Raw genomic sequence first — 20924 nt, 5'->3', positions numbered from 1 at the left:
TCGTCGAGTCGCACCTGCTGCACGACGACGACCTGTACGCGGCCAACACCCTCGAGGACCGTGAGCGTGTCGGCGTGCGCGAGGCCGAGGCATCCGTCGACGGCGACCTGCTGTCGCTGGCACTGCCGGCCGTGTCGTGGACGGCGATCCGGCTCGCGTCGATGGAAGCGCCATCGGAAATCACCCGCATCACGGCAGCGGCCACTGTTCAGCCGCATTACGGAGAGAGGCTACGTGCATGAACAACGACTCGGACTACGGCCTAAGCTACCGTGACCTGAATCGCAACGGCGTCATGGACCCCTTTGAAGACAGCCGGCTGTCTCCACACGAGCGAGTCGAGGATCTTCTCCCGCGACTGTCTCTTGAAGAGAAGGTGGGCCTTCTGTTCCAGACGGTGATCGAGACGGGGCCGGACGGGACGCTACTGGAGACACCCGGCAGCATAAGCAAATCGCCGACCAGCACCGTGGTTCTCGGCAAGTACATCAATCACTTCAACGTGCACCGTCTCGACTCTGCGCGCGACGCAGCGATCTGGAACAACACACTGCAAGCTCTTGCGGAACAGACCCCGCATGGCATCCCGGTGACCATCTCTACTGACCCACGCCACTCGTTTACGGAGAACAGCGGCGTGGCGTTCTCAGCTGGACCGTTCTCGCAGTGGCCGGATGCCCTCGGCCTCGCCGCGATCGACGATCTCAGCGTGATTGAAGACTTTGCGCGCCGCGCGCGTGAGGAATACCGCGCAGTCGGCATCCGCGCCGCCTTGCATCCGCAGATCGATCTCGCTACGGAGCCCCGCTGGGCCCGGCAACTGCAGACGTTCGGCGCCGATTCCGAACGTGTCGCGAGGTACACCCGCGCGTACCTCGCCGGCTTCCAGGGAACCGCGCTCGGGCCCGAGAGCGTGGCGTGCGTCACTAAGCACTTTCCCGGGGGAGGGCCGCAGAAGGACGGGGAAGATGCACATTTCCCCTACGGCCGTGAGCAGGTCTACGCCGAGGGCGCTTTCGTCGACCACCTCCGGCCATTCCTCGCGGCGATAGAAGCGGGCACAGCCGGAATCATGCCGTATTACGGCATGCCGGTCGGGCTCGAACTCGACGGCGAACCCGTCGAGGAAGTCGGGTTCGGCTACAACCGTCAGATTCTCACTGGGCTGCTCCGGGAAAGGCTCGGCTATGACGGCGTGATCCTCACCGACTGGGAGCTCGTCAACGACAACTTCGTCGGGGACCAGGTGTTGCCCGCGCGTGCATGGGGAGTCGAGCACCTGGACGCCAGAGGACGGATGCTCAAGATCCTCCACGCCGGCGCCGACCAGTTCGGCGGCGAGGAATGTACTGACGTCCTTCTTGCACTCGTCCGAGAAGGTCTCGTTGATGAGATGCGCATCGATGAGTCAGCGCGTCGGTTGCTGCTCGTGAAGTTCCAGCTCGGTCTGTTTGACAATCCCTACGTTGACCCAGAGCGTGCCGCTGCCGTCGTTGGGGCTTCTTCGCATCGTCAAGCAGGCCTAGCGGCACAGGCGCGCTCGGTCACGCTTCTAGAGAACCGCGAATCGCTTCTCCCACTGCGAGGAACGCCACGCGTCTACCTCGAGGGGATCGCGCGAGAGGCAGTTGTCGACTACGCGACGGTGGTCGAGAATCCGGCGGACGCCGATTTCGCGCTGGTGCGGATACACGCGCCATTCCGACCGCGCGATGACCTCTTCCTGGAGGACTACTTCCACCAGGGATCCTTGGAGTTCAATCCCGGACTCATATACCGACTCCGGAATATCGCGGCATCCACCCGCCTCCACCTGGATGTCCTGCTCGATCGACCGGCCATCCTGACGCCTCTGACCGATGTGGTCACTGGTCTCACTGTGAGCTTCGGCGTGAGCGACGAAGCGCTACTGCTCGCCCTGAGCGGCCGCATCCCACCCCAAGGCTCCCTGCCCGTCGAGATTCCTCGCTCGATCGCGGCGATCGAACGGGCCCACGAGAGCCTGCCGGGCACCGCAGACCCCCTCTACCCTGTCGGCTACAGGCTGTTCGGGAGCAGGATCTGCTGACGTCAGCGAGCCCGAACTGCGGATCTACCCAAGTTTGAGCCGCCGAGCGGGTGAATTGACACGCGTCAATATCAGTGCTTCCCTTATTTCGAACGACCCCGACCCAGGCCCCAACGCCAGTTCGGAACCCGAGCGCCCGACGACGGGCCGATCACAAAGGCAATCCCATGAGACGCAAAGATGCGGCAAACATTCCGCCGAACAACACGCCCATCGAGGAAGTGTCGCAGCTCACTCTGCGCGCCGAGGAGGTCGACGAGGATCCGACTACTGCGGAGCTGCGAATCCCCAAGGTGAAGTTCGGGTTCACCTTCGCGTACGGCCTGGCCTACTTCGGCTTCTTCCTGTGCTTGTTTATGCCGGCGCTGTTCAGCCTTCCCTACAAGATCCAGCTCATCGACCCGGCGAGCAAAGAGACGGCGCTCGGTCTGGTCGTCGGCATCAGCGCCATCGTGCTTCTCCCTGTGGGGCCGATTTTCGGTGTCCTCAGCGATCGCAGCAAGCTGCCCTGGGGGCGCCGACGCCCGTTCCTGTTGCTCGGCCTCGGGACCTTTGCGCTCAGTGCGCTCATCATCGCGCTCGCACCCACCGTGCCCGTCGTCCTGGTCGGCTACATCATTGCTCAGCTCGCCGGGGGCCTGGTTGGTGCCTCGATGAACCCAGCACTGGCGGAGCATGTGCCGCCCGCACAGCGCGGCAAGCTCGGCGCGCTCAGCGGCGTGATGGCATCCATCGCCGGCGTGTGCGCCAGCCTGATCGGCAGTTTCCTACTGGGCAACATCCTGCTGCTGTTCTTCCTGCCCGTCGGTGTGTTCGCGATCGGCGTTGTGGTGTGGCTGCTGGTGATTCCCGACGGGCCCGCCCCGGAGCGGTTCCAGGCCGTGAGCATCGGCGCCGCCCTGCGTTCGCTGCTGTTCAACCCCCGCAAGCACCCTGATTTCACCTGGGTGTGGCTTGGCAAGCTCTGCATCGGCGTCGGAACAGCGTTCTTCAGCACGTACCAGCTCTACTTCCTCTTGGATCGCCTCGGATTCACGGCTGAGCAGGCGGGCCAGCAGCTGGCAGCCGTCGGCGGTCTCGCGCTGCTGGCAACCATCGGATTCACCATCCTCGGCGGCTTCCTCTCCGACAAACTGCGCCGCCGTAAGGTCTTCATCTACATCGCCGCCTCAATGATCGGTGTCGGCATGGTCATCGCGGCCTTCGCCCCGGACATCACCGTCTACATCGTCGGCGCTGTTCTGCTGTCGGCGGGCTCGGGGGCGTTCAACTCGGTCGACCTCGCCCTCGCATCCGACGTCCTCCCCGACAAGGAAGCCGGCGGTAAGTGGATGTCGATCTACCAGATCTCCGGCACCATCGCCACCGCCATCGGTCCGGTCATCGCACCCCTCCTCCTCGCCATCGGCGGCGGAGGGAACTACACAGCCATGTTCATCGCTGGTGGTCTGTTCGCCGCTGGCGCCGCGTTTACCGCGTCCCGCGTGCGGGGCGTCCGCTGACCCGGACGCGGCGGGTGACGACCTTTGCCCGCCGCGTCCGCACCACTTCGATCAACTCGTTCGCCGACTGACCCCCCCGATTGGAATACTCACTTGAACGCTGCGAACAACGCCTGGAGCGGTCCGTACCTCGCCATCGATGGGCGTCCATTCGTGGTGATAGGGACAGAGGTCCACAATTCCAGCTCGAGTACCGCACGCGCGATCGCCCGGTCGTTCGACGCCGTCCAGGAGCTGGGCGCTAACACCGTGCTCGCGCCCGTCGCCTGGGACCTTTTCGAACCCGCCGAGGGCACCTACGACACTCGTCTGCTGGATGCGATGATCGACGGCGCGCACGAGCGCGGGCTGAGACTGATCCCGCTGTGGTTCGGATCCTGGAAGAACGCCGCATCGACATACGTCCCCGGCTGGGTAAAACAGAACCCGGAACGCTTCACCCGCTCGGTCCTCAGCGATGGGCGCCGCATCGAGCACCTGACTCCCTTCGGTGACGAGGCCCGTGCCGCAGACGCGTGCGCGTTTGCCGTGATGATGCGACGGATCGCGCAGGTCGACCCGAACGGGACCGTCATCGCCGTGCAGGTGGAGAACGAGATCGGTCTTCTGGGCGACAGCCGTGACCGCAGCGAACTCGCGGAGGAAACGTTCAGGTCTCCCGTGCCCGCCGAGGTCGTCGCAGCTGTCGCCGGAGACCCCGGTGCGCCCCTGCATGCAGAGTGGGTCGCGGCGGGAAGCCGCGCCGCGGGCACCTGGGCCGAGCTGTTCCCCGCGGGCGACCGGGCCGACGAGGCATTCATGGCTGCCGGGTTCGCCCGCTACACACAGGTCGTCGCAGCTGCCGGGCGAGCGGAACTGGACGTGCCGCTGTTCGTCAACGCTTGGCTCGACCGAGACAGCGTGCTCGACGGGCCCGTTGCGCTGGCCGGAGGAAAGCGTCCCGGACAATACCCGAGCGGCGGACCTGTGCTTCCGGTAGCCGCGATCTGGGAGGCACTCGCCCCCGACATCGACTTCCTCGCTCCCGACATGTACGTCGACGATGCGGCGCCCGTGTTCGCGGGCTTCAAAGCGCGACGGGGCCGGCTGTTCATCCCCGAACTGCGCGGAGACGCCCCAGGAATCCCGCAGATGTTCGAGGCGATCGGCGGTCACGGGGCCCTCGGCGTCTCCCCGTTCGGGGTCGACTCCTACCGGAGCGACGATGCCGAGACGCCTCCGCTGGCGGACGCCTTCGGCCTGCTGCGCGCGGCGGCAGCCGTCATCGCGCAGAAGCCTGATGCCCGGATGCGGGCGATCACGTTGACGGAGGCACACCCGAGTGCGGAGATCGTCATCGGCGACGTCCGAGTCAACGTCCATACGAAGGACGAGTGGGGATTCGTCACACCGACGTACCCCGGCTACGCCATTGTCATCGAAGACGGCCAAGACGCGGCCTACATCATCGGGCGCGGGTTCTGGATCACGCTGGCTGGTGAAGATGGGACAACTCCGTCGTTTCTGTCGGCGACAGCGTTCGAACTCGAAGGGGATGACCTGGTGCCTTCCTTGCGGCTCAACGGCGATGAGACCGCGTCCGGCACCCTTATCCCCTTCCCGTTCCCGAACACCCCGCTCGTCCCTGGGCGGGCAATCCCGACCCGTGTTCCCGAGACCGGAATCGTCCGGATCTCCGTGTACGCGGTGTAACCACAGCTCCACGCGACGGCTCAATAACCCCGAACGGACCGCATATGAACGACGACTACCGGCCCTACCTCGATCCCACTCAGCCTGTGGGAGTTCGAGTGCGAGACCTGCTCGAGCGGATGACCCTCGAAGAGAAGGCGGCGCAGACGGCGTCGCCCTTCGGCACGGCGGTCGACGCACATGAGCCACCCGAGTTGGGATGGGGCACCGCGACCGCGGCCATCGCGGCGCTCAACTTGCCGCCGCGCGAAGCGGCCGTGCGCGTGAACGAGCTGCAGCGCAAGCACATCGAGGAGACACGTCTGGGAATCCCCGTGCTCCTGGCCGAGGAAGCACTGCTGGGCTTCAAGGTGCAGGGTGCTACGACTTTCCCCGATGCGATCGCCCAAGCAGCCACCTGGAATCCGGATCTGGTCGCCGAGATGGGTGCGGAGATCGGTGCGCAGATGACGGCCCTGGGCGCCCGGATGGCGTTGTCCCCGCTCGCAGATGTTGCGCGTGACCCGCGGTGGGGGCGCGTGGGGGAGACATATGGTGAAGACCCCTATCTCGTGGGTGCGACGGCGTCCGCGTTCGTCCGCGGGCTTCAGAACGCGGTGCCCGGAGCGCCGGTGATCGCTGCGCTGAAGCATTTCGTGGCCTACGGCGCCAGTGACGGAGGTCGCAACACCGAGCCCGCGCAGGTAGGAGAACGTCTGCTGCGGGAGTTCTACGGACTGCCGTTCGAAATGGCGATTCGCGACGGCGGCGCCGACGGCATCATGCCGTCGTACAACGATCTGGACGGGGTGCCGGTCACCGGTTCCTCTGAGCTGCTGGAGGGTCTGCTCCGGGACGAATACGGATTTGACGGCTTGGTTATCTCCGACCTGGACGCCATCGGTCAGCTGCACACGAAGCACGGTGTCAGCGCGTCTTTCGTCGCCGCGTTTGCGGACGCGATCCGCGCTGGTGTCGACATCGACCTGGACAACCGGGTGTCAACCGACCGCATCGTCGAAGCCGTGCGGACCGGCTTGCTCAGCGAAGTCGAGCTCGATCGTGCGGTGGCCGCCATTCTGCGCGCGAAGTTCCGCCTCGGGTTGTTCGAGCAGCCTTACATCGACGTGGACGCGGTACCTGAAACTCTTGACTCGCCGACCGCGCGGTCGCTGGCGCGGCGGGTCGCGGAGGAGTCGATCGTTCTGCTCAAGAACGACCCGGTGGACGGCGCGCCGCTCCTGCCGCTCTCGGCCACGCCTGGCACTGTTGCGGTCATCGGCCCGAATGCAGACCGGCCCCTCGGCCAATTGGGGCATTACGCCTACCAGGTGCTCGACAGCATGACCAAACGGTTCGCGCTCGCCGCAAACCCGCAGGCCCGTCTGGAAGATGTCGAGGAGCTGAGAGGCAAGACCGGCGCTGACGACGCGACGCTACTGGTGGAGACGGTGCCTCTGGTGACGTTCCTCGAGGGCATCCGGGGCCGCCTCGGTGAAGGCGTCAACGTGCTCTATGAAGCAGGCTGCCCGGTCGCGAGAATCGATCGCTCGGGAATTCCCGCAGCCGTGGAAGCTGCGCGCCAGGCAGATGTCGCCGTTCTCGTCGTGGGCGACCAGTCAGGCATCAACGGGTTCGGCACGGTCGGAGAAGGCCTCGACAGCGCAACCTGCGAGCTCCCCGGTGTCCAGCGAGAACTGATCGAAGCCGTCCTCGACACCGGAACCCCTACCGTCGTTGTGCTCAGCCACGCACGCCCCTACATCCTGGGCTGGCTCGCCGATCGTGCGCCCGCCATCGTCTCAGCGTGGTTCGGCGGCGAAGAAGCAGGCGCTGCCACCGCGGCGGTGCTGTTCGGGGATGTTAACCCCGCCGGGCGCCTCCCGATCGCGATGCTGGAGAACGTCGGATCGGCGCCTGTTCCATACTGGCGGTCCCTGCAACCCACGGATAGTTACGTCGATGGCTCCGCCGGTGCACTTTTCCCGTTCGGGCACGGTCTCAGCTACACGCAGTTCGACTACCGCGACCTGCAGGTGCAGGCGCCTGAAGTCGGGACGGACGGCGTCATCCGATGCACCTTCACCGTCGCGAACATCGGAAGCGTCCCCGGCGACGAGGTCGTCCAGATCTACGGCCGGGATCTGGTCGGTCGCACCGTGCGCCGCACGCGCGTGCTGCTGGGCTTCCAGCGCTTGACCCTCGCCGCCGGCGAGGAGCGGAAGGTGCTCGTCGAGGTTCCCGCCGAGATGTTCGCGCTCTGGGATCGCCGAGACGGCTGGGTTGTCGAGCCCGGTGCGGTGCGCTTGTTCATTGGGGGGTCCTCAGCGTTCACTCCCCTGATCGGACGGGTCGATTTGGTTGGGCAGTTGCACCGATGCTCGCCGCGGCGGGCGCTGTGGAGTAACGTCACGCCCGGCGGGGACATGCCCGAAGCCGCTCCCGAGGCAAGTCGCCACGTCGTGTCTGGCCGGACCCCTGCGCTCACTGCGGAGAGCACGATCGGTGAATGGCTCGAGGACCCTCGCGGACGCACGCTGTTGTCGGAAGCGCTCGGTGGCGCCGATGAGAACGTGCTCGCCCAGGCGGTGGGGCTGACCCTCGAGCAGCTGGTGATGTACAGCCAGGGCGCGATACCCGCTGAACTGCCCGCGACGCTTCTTGCGCGGGCGAACGCGGACTGACACGCGGACCGGACGGCGGGGCGGAATGAGCGTTTCGCTCGCCCCGCCGTCCGGTGTGCCGGCTGGCCCTCAGCGAGCGGTGCTGCCGCCGTCGATGATCGACACCAGCGACCGCACGGCTTCAAACGCGTCTGCCGGCATTGACTCTGGGCCTTGCAGAAGCGCGCGCACGATTTCGTGAGCGCTGAACCGTACGTCGATGTCGACGGTGGTCAGCGACGGCTCACATACGCCTGAAGCGACGGTGTTGTCCACGCCGATCACGCCAACCTCGCCGGGAACGTCTCGTCCGGCCCTCTGCGCGGCCGCCATTACCGCCAGCGCGGTGTCGTCGTTGTAAGCCGCGACGCCGACTTCGGTGTCGGGCAGGAGGAGAGCAGTGGATGAGCTGCTCCCGCGCTCGAGAGCGAGCCGCAGGGTGGGTAGCGTCGGTATGCCGGCTTCTCGGGCGGCGTCCAGGGCGCCTTGCTCGCGCGCGAGGGCGAACGGCTGCTCACGCAGATCCTCCGGCAAAGCCGCGGCGACGGCCGGGTAACCGCGCCCGATGAGGTGCCGTGCCTGGATGGCGCCGATCTCGTGATCGATCTGCCATTGCAGCTGACGAGGCTGATCCACGGCCATGACGCCGAGCTCTTCCAGTCGTGCATGCTGTTCGGGCGTCAGCGGGGCGACGCTCCAGAGCCCCGCCGGCCGCAGCGCCAGAACCGCTTCGTCGATCTGCGCGTCGCCCGACGACAGTCGGATCAGATTGGTCTTGCCGGCTTCGGCGAGCTCTTCGGTGACGCGGTCGATGAGCTCGCGGAGGCGCGGCCCTAGTGAGATGTTCGGCAGGAGGGTGATCACGACGTCACTGGTGCCCCGGGCAAGAGCCCTCCCCGCCAGGGACGGACGGTAACCGAGGTCTCGTGCGACCTTCTCGACAAGGTCGACCATGTCAGGCTTGAACCGGTGGCCGTGACCGTTGAGGATCTGGCTCACGGTCGAGCGAGAAACTCCGGCTTTCGCGGCAACATCGGCGCTGTTAGTCATCCTGGACCCTTCCTGTCGCCGGGTTCAGTCTATGTGCGAGCGGCGAGCCTTTGCTGCGCGTCAAATCGCCGTGACTGTCTATAACCCCGTCGAGAAGAACCCACTAGATTCGGCTTTTGACACGCGTCAATTGTTGTGTTTTCATGGATGGGGACGGTGACCTTCAGCTGTCTTGAACCCCGAGGACGATGATGACCCTGATCCGACCCGCGCTCGCTGCAACCGATGTCGCACTGAGGGACTGGGTGGTGCGTTCCGACGACGGGTCCGAAGTCAATGTTCGACTGCCGGACGACGCCATGCTGCGGGCAGGGCGGGGCGCGAAGGCGCCTGGAGGCGCCGAGGCCGGGTGGTTCCGCGGGGGCGACTACGAGTACCGCACGGTGTGGGCCGTTCCTCCCGGGAAGGCGCAGGCCGTCCTGATTTTTGAGGGGGTACAGGGCGACGCCGAAGTGACAGTGAACGGTCATGCCGTCGGGATGGTCCGTAGCGGGTACGTCGAGGCGGAGCTGACCGTCACGGACGCCGTGCGCGCGGGCGAGGCGAATGACATCCGGGTGCTCGTGCGCCACACCGACCAGCCCGCTGAGCGGTGGTACCCGGGTTCTGGGTTGTATCGGCGGGTTCGCGGGGTCATGCGGCCCCTTGTCCACTTCGGCCGTGACGCCGTCCACGTCCGCACCGTCCGTCTCGAGAGCGGACGCGCCAACGTGAGCGTCGACGTGCGACTTAGCGGCCCTGCGCCGCAGGCCACGGTGCTGGAGGCGCGACTGCTCTCCGCGGGCGTCGTCGTCGCCCAGGGCACGCTGGCCGGAGCCAGCGGGACCATCGATCTTCACGTCGACGACCCGCGAGCGTGGAGCGCTGATGACCCCTTCCGCTACGACGTGCAGGTCACTGCTACCTCGGAGGGGGAGCCTCTCGACTCTTGGGGTGCGCCGGTAGGACTTCGCACGGTCGCCGTGGACGCGCGGCAAGGCCTGCGAGTGAACGGACGCCGCGTCCTGCTGGCCGGCGCCTGTATCCACCACGACAACGGGCTCCTTGGCGCGGCCACACACCGGGCTGCCGAGTACCGGCGTGTTCGCCTGCTCAAAGACGCTGGCTTCAATGCCATCCGCAGCGCGCACAATCCTCTCTCCCGTGATCTGTTGGACGCGTGCGATGAACTCGGCATGTACGTGCTGGACGAGCTGGCCGACTACTGGTTCGTCCGCAAGACGCAATTCGACCACTCCGGCCGCTTCCGCGAGACTTGGCGCGAGGATACCGACGCGCTCGTCGCGAAGGACCGCAATTACGCCTGCGTCATCATGTACGCCTCCGGCAACGAGATTCCTGAGACCGCCACTGCTGCAGGGGTCGAGTTGTCGCGTGAGATCACGGAGTACTTTCACGCCGCCGACCCCACCCGGCCGGTGACCCTCGCGATCAACCTCTTCCTCAACGCGATGGTGGCGATGAACGCCTCGCCGTACGCGGTGGACGGCGACGGAGCGGAGCCCGCGATGGCGGGCAGCACCGAGGCGAACGTGATGATCAACCACATCGGTCGCATGATGGACATCATCTCTCGCCTTCCGCGAGCGGACCGCGCTTCCCGCGACGCGTTCGCCACGGTCGACATCGCCGGATACAACTACGGACTCGCCCGGTACAAAGGTGACACTCGCCGATACCCGCACCGAGTCATCCTGGGCTCTGAAACCCTCCCAGGAGACGTGGCGAAGGCCTGGCGCCTGGTGCAAGACATCCCCGCTGTGATCGGCGACTTCGTCTGGGCGGGATGGGAGTACCTCGGCGAGGCCGGCGTGGCAGTCTGGGTCCCCGGCAAAAAGGCCGGACTGGCCAAGCCCTACCCGTACGTCGTCGCCGGTCCCGGCATGTTCGACCTCACCGGCCGCCCCGATGCGTCGTTGCGCCTCGCGCAGGCAGCATGGGGCGTGCTCGACGAGCCGGCCATCACCGTCCGACCGCTGGACCGCGCTGGCTTGCCCTTCGTGCGCTCGGCCTGGCGGATCACGGACGCGGTGGAGAGTTGGGCATGGCGCGGCTGCGAGGGAAAGCGCGCCGAGATCGCGGTGTACAGCGCGGCGGACGAGATTGAACTCGTGGTGAACGGGCGCTCCGTTGGCCGCCGGCCCGTGGGCGAGAAGGCAGGCTACCGGGCCACGTTCACGACGCCCTGGCAGCCCGGTGTCGTGCTGGCCATCGCCTATCGCGCGGGAGTGGAAGTGAGCCGCAGCGAACTGCGATCCGCCGCCGAGGTGCTGCAGGCGCAGGCGTGGCCCGAATCAGACGTCCTCCACGCCGACGGTGACGACCTCGCATTCGTCCACATCCAGCTCGCGGACAGTGACGGCGTCGTCGAGATGCTCGCCGACGACATCGTCGACATCGAGGTCTCGGGCCCGGCTGAACTCGTCGGCTACGGCACGGCGAACCCCGCTCCGACGGCGTCTTTCCTCTCCTCAAGCACCCGCACCTACCGCGGCCGGGCGCTCGCCATTCTGCGCTCGACCGGCGAGGCGGGCATCGTACGAGTGAACGCGCGATCCAGACGCCACGGCGTCGCGACAGCAGATGTTCTCGCAGTCCCGACCGGCGAACACGACACCAAAACCGCCTCGCTCTGACGACGCCCACTGGAGATTCCAATGTCTGACACTGCCATCGACATCGAACTGGATGACAAGCTCGCACTGCTATCGGGCGAGACGTTCTGGGAGACCCACCCGGTGCCTGCAGCAGGCGTGCGGTCACTGTCCCTCGCCGACGGGCCCCACGGGCTACGGCACCAGTCGGGACCACACGACAACCTCGCGATCTTCGCCAGCGATCCGGCGACCTGCTTCCCGCCCGGTGTCGCCATCGGCTCTAGCTGGGACCCGGCGCTCGCTGCTCGGCTCGGTTCTGCGCTCGGACGCGAGGCCGTTGCGCAGCAGGTCGACATCGTGCTCGGCCCGGGCGTGAACATCAAGCGCAGCCCCCTCTGCGGGCGAAACTTCGAATACTACTCCGAGGACCCGCTTGTCTCCGGCGTGCTCGGCGCAGCCTTCACGGCGGCGTTGCAGGCGGAGGGGCCGTCGGTGGCGGTGAAACACTTCGCCGCCAACAACCAGGAGACCAACCGGCAGACCATCAGCTCAGACGTGGACGAGCGCACGCTGCGGGAGATCTATCTGCCTGCGTTCGAACGGATCGTCAGGGAGACCCAACCGGGCGCTGTCATGGCCTCCTACAACAAGATCAACGGTGTCCACGCGTGGGCGAACCGATGGCTGCTCACCGAAGTGCTCCGCGAAGAGTGGGGGTTCGACGGCGTGGTGATGTCCGATTGGAGCTCGGTCACCGATCCGGTAGCGGCCGTCCAGGCTGGTCTTGACCTGGAGATGCCGGCCGAGTCAGGACGGGTTGCGCAGTTGCGGGCTGCCGTGGAGGCCGGCGACCTCGACACGATCGTCATCGACACCGCCGTCGCCCGCCTGATCGCGCTGGCCTCAGCGCCGCGACCGACACCCGTGCCCGTTGACGCGGAACAGCACCACGCCCTCGCGCAGGAGATCGCCGAGGGATGCGCAGTCCTGTTGCGTAACGATCACCAGGTGCTGCCGCTGCCGGCGGGAGTCGACATCGCCGTCATAGGTCTTCTCGCGGCCGAACCTCGCTTTCAGGGCGGCGGGAGCGCCCACGTCAACGCGACCCGCGTCGACGCGCCCTTGGACGAGCTGAGGGCCACCGTCGAGGCCGGCGGCTCAACAGTCACCTATGCGCCCGGCTACCGTCTCGATGGAGGCGACGCCGCCCAGCTCGCCGATGACGCCGTGGAGCTTGCACGTCGCGCAGATGTCGCGGTGGTGTTCGCTGGATTGGGGGAAGAGCAGGAGTCAGAGGGATTTGACCGAGAGACGCTCGACCTTCCCGACGACCAGGTCGACCTCATCCGGCGAGTCGCCGCGGCCGCCCACCGCACCGTGGTGGTGCTCTCGCATGGTGGCGTCGTGAGCCTCGAAGGCTGGCACGACGACGTCGACGCGATCCTCGATGCCTTCGTGCTCGGCCAGGGCGGCGGTCGAGCCATCGCCCGACTCCTCACCGGTGAGGCGAATCCGTCGGGACGGCTCGCCGAGACGATTCCCCTGCGACTGGAAGACCACCCATCGTGGCTGAACTTCCCTGGCGAGCACGGTCGTGTGCTCTACGGGGAAGGGGTCCTCGTCGGCTACAGGTACTTCTCGACCGCGGCCACCCCCGTGCGCTACCCCTTCGGCTACGGACTTTCGTACACCTCGTTCGAGAGTGTGCTCACTCGCGTTGAGATCACCGGTGACGATTCAGCACGGGCAACGGTCAACGTCCGCAACACGGGACAGCGCGCCGGCGCCCACGTGGTCCAGCTGTACGTGTCCGCGCCATCCGGGGACGTGCGCCGTCCACTGCGCGAGCTCAAGGCATTTGAAAAGGTCACGCTGGCTCCAGGCGAATCCACCGAGCTGCATCTAGAGCTCGACCGTCGCAGTTTCGCCTACTGGGATGTCGAACAGGGCGGCTGGATCGTCAAGCCGGGCGAGTACCTCGTCCAGTTGGCAGCGGATGCGGCGAGCGTCCTCGCGGAAGAACTCATCGAACTCGAGGGTGACCGGGTCGCCACAGCAGTCACGCTCGACAGCCCTATCGCGGCATGGCTGGACCACCCCGTCATCGGTGCTACCGCGAACCAGACGCTCGGGTTCGCATCGGCGGAGATCAGCGCCGAACAGATGGCTCAGGTGCGCTCCATGACAATGCGTCAGTTCGTCCGCATTTCCGGACTGCCCATCCCCCTCGATGCCCTTGAGGCAATCGCCGACCAGAGCAACTAAGCCGACTAGAGCAACTAATACGAAGGGCCCGAGCACATATGCATCTCGAAGGAAGAGTCTTCGCCGTGACCGGCGCAGGCAACGGTATGGGGCGAGAAGTCGCCCTCGAGCTCGTCCGGAAGGGCGCGAAGGTCGCCGCGATCGACCTGAGCGAAGACGCCCTCGCACGCACCGCGGAACTGTCGATCGCCCCGCGAAGGGTGAGTACCCACCGTGCAGACGTGACGGACATCGACGGCGTCGCGGACTTGCCGGCCGCCATCGCGAACGTTCACGGGCAAGTCGACGGTCTCATCAACATCGCCGGGATCATCCACCGCTTTGCGCCGTCTTCGGAGCTCACCCGGGAAGAGCAGGAGCGGGTGTTCAACGTCAACTTCTGGGGGACGGTGAACATGTGCCGCGCGTTCCTGCCAGTGCTGCTCAGCCGTCCCGAGGCGTCCCTCACCAACATGTCGAGCCTCTCCGCCCTCGTCGCCTTCGCAGGGCAGACGGTCTACGGGGCGAGCAAGGGCGCTGTGAAGCAGTACACCGAAGGGCTCTACCAGGAGCTGCGCGGATCCGCCGTGCAGGTGACCGCCATCTACCCCGGCAACATCTCCACGGAGATCAGCAAGAACTCGGGTGTCGCGATGATCGACAGCGGCGGACGCAAAGTGCGAGCGACCACGCCTCGGGATGCTGGCGTCGCCATCGTCTCGGGCATCGAACGCGGGCGGTTTCGAATCCTCGTCGGCGCAGACGCGAAGCTGCTCGATCGGCTCGTGCGCGTCGCACCCCGCTCGACGACCAACCTCATTGCCAAGCAGATGGCATCGGTCCTTTGACCGACTAGTGAAGAAAGGCCGGACATGACTTCGTTCCCCGACGGCTTCCTCTGGGGCGCGGCGACCGCGGCCCACCAGGTGGAGGGCAACAACCTCAACAACGACTGGTGGCGCCTCGAGCAGGTCGCCGCTGATTACGGGCTGCAGTCCAGCGGTGACGCGCTCGACAGCTACCACCGCTATCGCGAAGACATGCAGTTGCTCGCCGAGCGCGGCTTCACCGCTTACCGGTTCAGCCTCGAGTGGTCACGCATCGAACCGCTTCCCGGCAAGTTCTCCCGCGCTGAGCTCGCGCACTACCGGCGGATGATCGATACCGCACGCGAGCTCGGGCTGGAACCCGTCGTTACCATCCACCACTTCACCCATCCGCTGTGGTTCGACGATCGAGGCGCGTGGTTGTGGGAGGGAGCGGTCGACGCCTTCGTGCGGTTCGTCGAGCATGCGTGCACAATCCTGCAGGATGTGCGCTGGATCATCACGATCAACGAGCCGAACGTTCTCGCCATCACCCACGGCGGTCAGCGGCAGGTGGCGATGGGAAACCCGTACCCGCAGAACGCTCTGCCGGACCAGGAGATCGGCGATGTGTTAATTGCCGCACACCGGGCCGCCGCGCCCGTGGTGCGGCGGCTCACCAGCGCCAAGGTGGGCTGGACCGTCGCAAACCAGGCGCTCACGGCGACCCCCGGCAACGAGGAGAAACTCGCCCAGGTGCGGGACCTGATCGAGGACAAGTACCTCGAGGTGTCACGCGGCGACGACTTCGTCGGCGTGCAGTCCTACACCAGCCAGCCGGTGGACGCTGACGGAATTGTGCCGCACCCGCCGGCCGACGACAACACGCTGATGGGCTGGGCGTATCGCCCCGACGCGCTCGGTATCGCGGTCCGCCACACCTACGACGTGCTCGGCCCCGACGTGCCCATCATCGTTACCGAGAACGGTATCGCCACTGACGACGACGAGCGTCGGATCGCCTACACGGCGAAGGCGCTCAGCGACCTGGCTGCAGCCATCGCGGACGGCGTCGACGTGCGCGGGTACTTGCACTGGAGCCTGCTCGACAACTTCGAGTGGGGCCACTGGGGCCCGACATTCGGCCTGGTGGCTGTGGACCGCGAGTCGTTCGAACGTCACCCGAAGCCGAGCCTGGGATGGCTTGGCGGGATCGCTCGCAAAAACGCCATCTGACCCGCCCGCCGACTCAGCCGGAAGGGGATCGTCTGTCGAGCCCCTTCCGTGTGCGGCGTGCCTGCCGATTCGAAGCACCCGACGTAGCAAGTCTTCAGTTAAAACGGAACAGTTGATACATTTTCCAATGCGCGCCGTTCTTCCACGGACGCTGACTCGAATCGGGGAATCATGACGATCACGGCACGCGTCGCCAGGCGCGTCGGCAAGGCGATCGGTACTCGGTTCGACACGATCCACCTCGAGATGGCCGTGTCGAACGGCGCGACTGAGACGAGCCCCCGCACGGGAAGAACGAGGTGGCCGTGGGGGCAGACGCCGCGGTTGAGCTCCGAAGGCGAGATTCGCGCTACCCCGCACGCCTGGCCCTTCGGCGGCCGGTCGCGCGCAACAGATGCGCCCATGCCGCGCCATGCGGTCTCGACTTTCATCTTCGACCATCGACCTTCTGTTCCGAATCGCCACGCAGAGGAGTGCGCGCATGTCTGAGTCTGAGGGAACCCGCGCGGAGGATGCTGCTCACGCCTCTGCGCTGCTGTCCGATACCAGCAGCATCCGCGACTGGTTGAATCACCCGGTCGGTCGGACGCTGTTCCTTGAGGCGCTCGGCGCCGACGCAGACTTCGAAGAAGGCATGCTCCTGCCCATCTCGACTTCGCCGCTGACACACCTGGTGGTGCTCAGCGATGGGCTTTTCCCTCAAGACGCGCTGACAGCACTGTGGGAACGCGCGGCGGCCGAGTCGGCGTTCATCGGCGGCGCATCGCGACCTCTGAGCACTGCCGGAGACGCGCCGGAGTGGAACGACATCACTGTCTACGACATGAATAGCGAGCCCGCGCACGCCACCCTGTTGCCGTACGAGACGACGGCCCAAGCGCTGCGCGCCGACATCACCGATACGCCCTACCGCCTGGACCTTAACGGGCGATGGCGGTTCGCCTGGTCGGAGAATGCTGCATCTCGTGTGGCGGACTTCTTCGACCCGGCGTTCGATGACTCTTCCTGGGACACGATTCCCGTCCCGTCGAGTTGGCAGTTGCACGGGTTCGACTTCCCGATCTATACGAACTTCATCTATCCGTGGACCGGCGCAAACGGGCGCGATGAACAGCCGACCCTGCTCGGCGACTACCCGCACGCCCCCACGGTGTACAACCCTGTCGGCCAATACCGGCGCCAGTTTGAAATCCCCGCCGGATGGGAGGGCCGGCGGGTGTTCGTCAGGTTTGAGGGGGTGGAGTCGGCGTTCTACCTCTGGGTGAACGGTCATCGGGTTGGGTATCGCGAAGACTCGTACAGTCCGTCGGAGTTCGACATCACCTCGTTCCTGCAAGAAGGCACCAATCAGCTGTCCGTCGAGGTCTACCGCTGGTGCAACGGCTCCTACTTGGAGAACCAGGACAACACGCGTCTGTCCGGGATCTTCAGGGACGTGTCCCTCTTCTCGACCCCTTCCGTCCACCTTCGTGACTTCCGAATCGTCACGGCGCTTTCCGGTGACTTCACCAGTGCGTCGCTACAGGTGGAGGCGAGCGTCCGAGGCTACGACGGAAGCGCGGAAGGCCAGCATTACACGGTGACCGCTCAGCTGTATGACGCGGGTGCGCCCATCCCGGGCGTCGCCGTCAAGATGCCGGTGACAGTGAGCCCAGTGGGATCAGACGCGGTGGTCTCCAGCAGCGTTGCCGCCGGGTCTCCGCGCCTCTGGTCGGCTGAAGCGCCGAACCTCTATCAGCTGGTGCTGCAGCTCCTCGACGCCAACGGCGTCGTCGTGGAGACGCTTTCGCAGCGCGTCGGCTTCAGAGAAACGGCGATTATCGACGGCGTGTTCTGCATCAATGGCAAACCTGTCAGCCTCCGGGGGGTGAATCGTCACGAGTGGGATCCTCGAACCGGCCGCACACTGACGCTTCAGTCGATGATCGACGACATTCGGCTGATGAAACAGAACAACATCAATGCGGTGCGGACATCGCATTACCCGAACGATCCGCGGTGGTACGACCTGGCTGACCGCTTCGGGCTCTACATCTTCGACGAGGCGAACAACGAAACGCACGCACTGCGCCCTCAGGTGCCGGGCGGTCGCCCCGAACTCACCGAGCATCTCGTGTGGCGGATGAGCAATATGGTGCACCGCGACAAGAACTCGCCATCCGTCGTCGCCTGGTCGCTGGGCAATGAATCGGGTGTGGGCGCCAATCTTGAAGCCATGTATGACTGGGTGAAGAAGTATGACCCCACTCGCCCGGTGCACTACGCGGATGCCACCGGCGATCCGTCAGGCGTTGTTCCCCCCGCGATCTCGGATTTTGACGCCGAGTTCTACACCCCCCTGGATCAACTCGCCGCTCGTGCGAGCCGCGGGAACCGCCCCTTCGTCCTGACGGAGTACGCATTCAGCAAGGGCAATACGTCGGGCTACCTCGACGTCTACTGGGACATCATCCGCCGGTTCCCCTCGCGGTTGCAGGGCGGCTTCATCTGGGACTGGCAAGACAAAGGGCTGCTGTGGCCGGTCCCCGGGGCGGACGGCTCCTCGTACCTAGCTTTCGGCGGCGATTGGGGCGACGAACCCAACAACCTGAACGAAGCGATGAGCGGGATCGTGCTGTCTGATCGCACCCCCACGCCGAAGCTTGCAGAGACGAAGCATGCGTATCGTCCGGTCGACATTCATCCTGTGGACGTCATGAGGGGCGAGTTCACACTCACCAACGAATACTCGTTCACGGACCTCGCCGCGTACAGGCTTGAGTGGCGGATCCTCGAGAACGGGCTGCTGCTGGCGCGGGGCACGGTGGAAGGAGCAGAACTCGGCTCTGCCCCCGGTACGACGATCCCCGTCTGCCTCCCGTACTCGCTCCCGGATCCGCAGGCGGGGGCGGAGTATTGGGTGAACCTCACCGTGACGCTGCAGGACCGGACGCCGTGGTCGGAGCCCGGGCACGTGGTTTCGCTGCAGCAGTTCCCGCTCCCCGTCCAAGCTAGGAGCACGGTGCCGTCGCCCCTCGATGAGGGCGGGCCGCTCGACGTGCTCAAGACGGCTCACACCGTCGTCGTGCGCGGGCAGGGCTTCGCGGCCAGCGTGGATGCGAGACTTGGCCTCACTTCCCTCGCGTACGACGACCGAGAGATGCTCGAGACGCCGCTGCGTGCGAACTACGTCCGCAGCCCCACGGATTCGGACCGTGGGCTGCTCTCCGCAGAGGGTGACGTGACAACGCCCTGGCAGATGGCCGACGAAAGTTTCACGGTCTCGAGATTCAGTCTGGCCCAGTCTCGGCCATCCGTGGTGATTGTGGATATCGAAGGGACAGTGTCGAGTTCGCCGCCGGTGGGGAGCTCGTCACGGCAGCATCTACGGGTGACCATCTTCGGTAGCGGCCAGGTCATCGTGGAGAGCGTGCTGGACCCTTCTGCCGACGCCCCACGGACACCGGTCAGCGGTGTCACTCTCACCTTGAGCAAGGAGCTCGGCCGTCTTCGGTGGTACGGCCGCGGCCCGCATGAGTCCACCGCGGATCGCAAGGCTTCGACAGTCTTCGGTGAGTTCACCGCAGAGGTGGCGCAGTGGGCGACGAAGTACAGCCGGCCGCAAGATTCGGGGAACATGGCGGACACACGATGGGCCGCCGTGACCGATGAGGATGGCCGAGGTGTGCTCTTCGTCGCCGACGAGCGAACTTTCTTCTTCAACGCTCAACTCCACACCCCCGAGGCGATGTCAGCCGCACTGCATTGGCACGAGCTTCCTCCGAGCACGGGCACAGTGATCCGCATCGATGGTGCTCAGGAAGGAGTCCAAGGCGGCAACTGGGATGTGCCAGAGCGTCCCATCGAATACACCCTGCCGGCGTCGCGAGGATTACAGCGCACGCGCTTCCGCATCATCCCGCTTACCACGCAGGTAAGCCCGGGTGACGCGGCGCGAGGGGTGATGCCGCATACATACGGCATCCCCGGTGCGACGTCTCGATGTGCCGTCTGAGGCCTCCGTCGGAGGGTCTTCCTCGCGGCGCCTAGACGTAACCCGGCTGGGACGTTGGTGACGTTCTTGTGGGGTGAGGAGGCCTCCTGGCTTAGTGGAGCTGTCCAGTTCTTCACTGCCAGGAGGTCTCGTGTCTCACTCTGATGCCCGGCTCAATGTCCGGGGCAGAGTTCTGCTCGTCGAGCGGGTGCTGATGCAGCATCGCCCAGTCGCACACGTCGCCAGCTCGGAGTGTCGCGTCAATGCGCGCACCGCTGGGTCAACCGGTTCCGGGCTGAGGGTGTGGCCGGCCTCAGCGACCGCTCCTCGCGTCCGCATTCGACGCCGCGACGAACACCACTGGAGGTAGAACTGCGGGTGGTCGCGGTGCGCCGTCAGCTGCGGCAAGGCCCCGATCGCCTCGCCATGGTGACAGGTGTTCCTGCACGCGCTGTCACCGCGATCGTGCGTCGGCATCACGTGCCACGTCTGGTCGAGTGCGACCGCTGACCGGGGCTGTCATCCGGGCGTCGAAGACGACCACCGTCCGCTACGAACGCCCCGCGCGGGCGAGCTGGTCCACATGGACGTGAAAAAGCTGGGCCGCATCGCCGACGGCGGCGGTTGGCGTGCGCACGGCAGGTCAGCCGGCGACACCGCCGCTCGCATGAAGGCGCGGATCGGGTTCGACTACGTCCACTCGCTCGTCGACGATCACTCCCGACTGGCGTACTCCGAGATCCACCCGGGCGAGAAGGGCGCTACCTGCGCCTCGTTCCTCGCACGGGTCGCCGCCTACTTCCGCGGCCATGGCATCGCTCGCATCGAGCGGGTGATGACCGACAACCACTTCAGCTACCGGCGCTCCAACGACGTCCGCGATGTGCTCCCCTCGCTCGGCGTCAAACACGTCCTCATCCGCCCGCACTGTCCGTGGCAGAACGGCAAGGTCGAACGACTCAACCGCACCCTGTACACCGAACGGGCCTACCGGCAGGTCTTCACCTCGAACGACCAACGCTCGGCCGCTCTTGCGCCCTGGATCGAGCACTACAACACTCAGCGATACCACTCAGCCATCGGCGGCACCCACTCAGCAGGGTGTCACCAACCT

Annotated in this window: 10 protein-coding genes and 2 pseudogenes; 11 read left to right on the top strand and 1 reads right to left on the bottom strand. The window is 65.9% G+C overall.

What is annotated here, in order from left to right:
• The 5 genes and pseudogenes from ACFC1I_RS11915 to ACFC1I_RS11895 form a co-directional block, all read left to right on the top strand.
• A pseudogene (locus ACFC1I_RS11915) lies at positions 1-242 on the top strand (hypothetical protein); the annotation flags it as partial.
• Positions 239-2068: a glycoside hydrolase family 3 protein gene (locus ACFC1I_RS11910; RefSeq protein ID WP_376009320.1), complete on the top strand. Its 1830-nt coding sequence runs from the start codon at positions 239-241 to the stop codon at positions 2066-2068. The pseudogene ACFC1I_RS11915 and the gene ACFC1I_RS11910, both read left to right, overlap by 4 nt.
• 167 nt (positions 2069-2235) lie before the next feature.
• The gene (locus tag ACFC1I_RS11905) at positions 2236-3570 is read left to right on the top strand and encodes an MFS transporter (protein WP_376009318.1); all 1335 of its coding nucleotides are present in this window, start codon (positions 2236-2238) and stop codon (positions 3568-3570) included.
• 93 nt (positions 3571-3663) lie between these two features.
• Positions 3664-5262, top strand: a complete 1599-nt coding sequence (locus ACFC1I_RS11900; RefSeq protein WP_376009315.1) for a DUF5597 domain-containing protein — start codon at positions 3664-3666, stop codon at positions 5260-5262.
• Between the two features lie 44 nt (positions 5263-5306).
• Positions 5307-7925, top strand: a complete 2619-nt coding sequence (locus tag ACFC1I_RS11895) for a glycoside hydrolase family 3 N-terminal domain-containing protein (RefSeq protein ID WP_376009312.1) — start codon at positions 5307-5309, stop codon at positions 7923-7925.
• A gap of 69 nt (positions 7926-7994) precedes the next feature.
• Here the strand turns inward: ACFC1I_RS11895 and ACFC1I_RS11890 are convergent, their stop codons facing one another.
• Positions 7995-8954 (bottom strand): LacI family DNA-binding transcriptional regulator, encoded by a 960-nt coding sequence (locus ACFC1I_RS11890; RefSeq protein ID WP_376009310.1) that lies wholly within the window; start codon positions 8952-8954, stop codon positions 7995-7997.
• A 191-nt stretch (positions 8955-9145) separates the two neighbouring features.
• Here ACFC1I_RS11890 and ACFC1I_RS11885 point away from each other — a divergent pair, with 191 nt between their 5' ends.
• The 6 genes and pseudogenes from ACFC1I_RS11885 to ACFC1I_RS11860 all read left to right on the top strand — a co-directional run.
• On the top strand, positions 9146-11590 hold the full coding sequence (locus tag ACFC1I_RS11885) for a glycoside hydrolase family 2 TIM barrel-domain containing protein (RefSeq protein ID WP_376009307.1): 2445 nt from the start codon (positions 9146-9148) through the stop codon (positions 11588-11590).
• 21 nt (positions 11591-11611) lie between these two features.
• Entirely contained in the window at positions 11612-13816 is a 2205-nt protein-coding gene (locus ACFC1I_RS11880; RefSeq protein ID WP_376009305.1) for a beta-glucosidase, read from the top strand.
• Positions 13817-13881: 65 nt separating this feature from the next.
• Positions 13882-14643, top strand: coding sequence for an SDR family NAD(P)-dependent oxidoreductase (locus tag ACFC1I_RS11875; RefSeq protein WP_376009302.1), 762 nt, complete (start codon positions 13882-13884; stop codon positions 14641-14643).
• Between the two features lie 24 nt (positions 14644-14667).
• Positions 14668-15837, top strand: a complete 1170-nt coding sequence (locus tag ACFC1I_RS11870) for a glycoside hydrolase family 1 protein (RefSeq protein WP_376009300.1) — start codon at positions 14668-14670, stop codon at positions 15835-15837.
• Between the two features lie 481 nt (positions 15838-16318).
• The gene (locus ACFC1I_RS11865; RefSeq protein ID WP_376009297.1) at positions 16319-19831 is read left to right on the top strand and encodes a glycoside hydrolase family 2 TIM barrel-domain containing protein; all 3513 of its coding nucleotides are present in this window, start codon (positions 16319-16321) and stop codon (positions 19829-19831) included.
• A 130-nt stretch (positions 19832-19961) separates the two neighbouring features.
• Positions 19962-20924: pseudogene (locus ACFC1I_RS11860) on the top strand (IS481 family transposase); the annotation flags it as partial.

Source organism: Microbacterium sp. NPDC056044 (assembly GCF_042267145.1).
Classification (GTDB): Bacteria; Actinomycetota; Actinomycetes; order Actinomycetales; family Microbacteriaceae; genus Microbacterium.
Note: the sequence above shows the minus strand (reverse complement) of the source record. Positions and strands in the feature narration are given on the sequence as shown.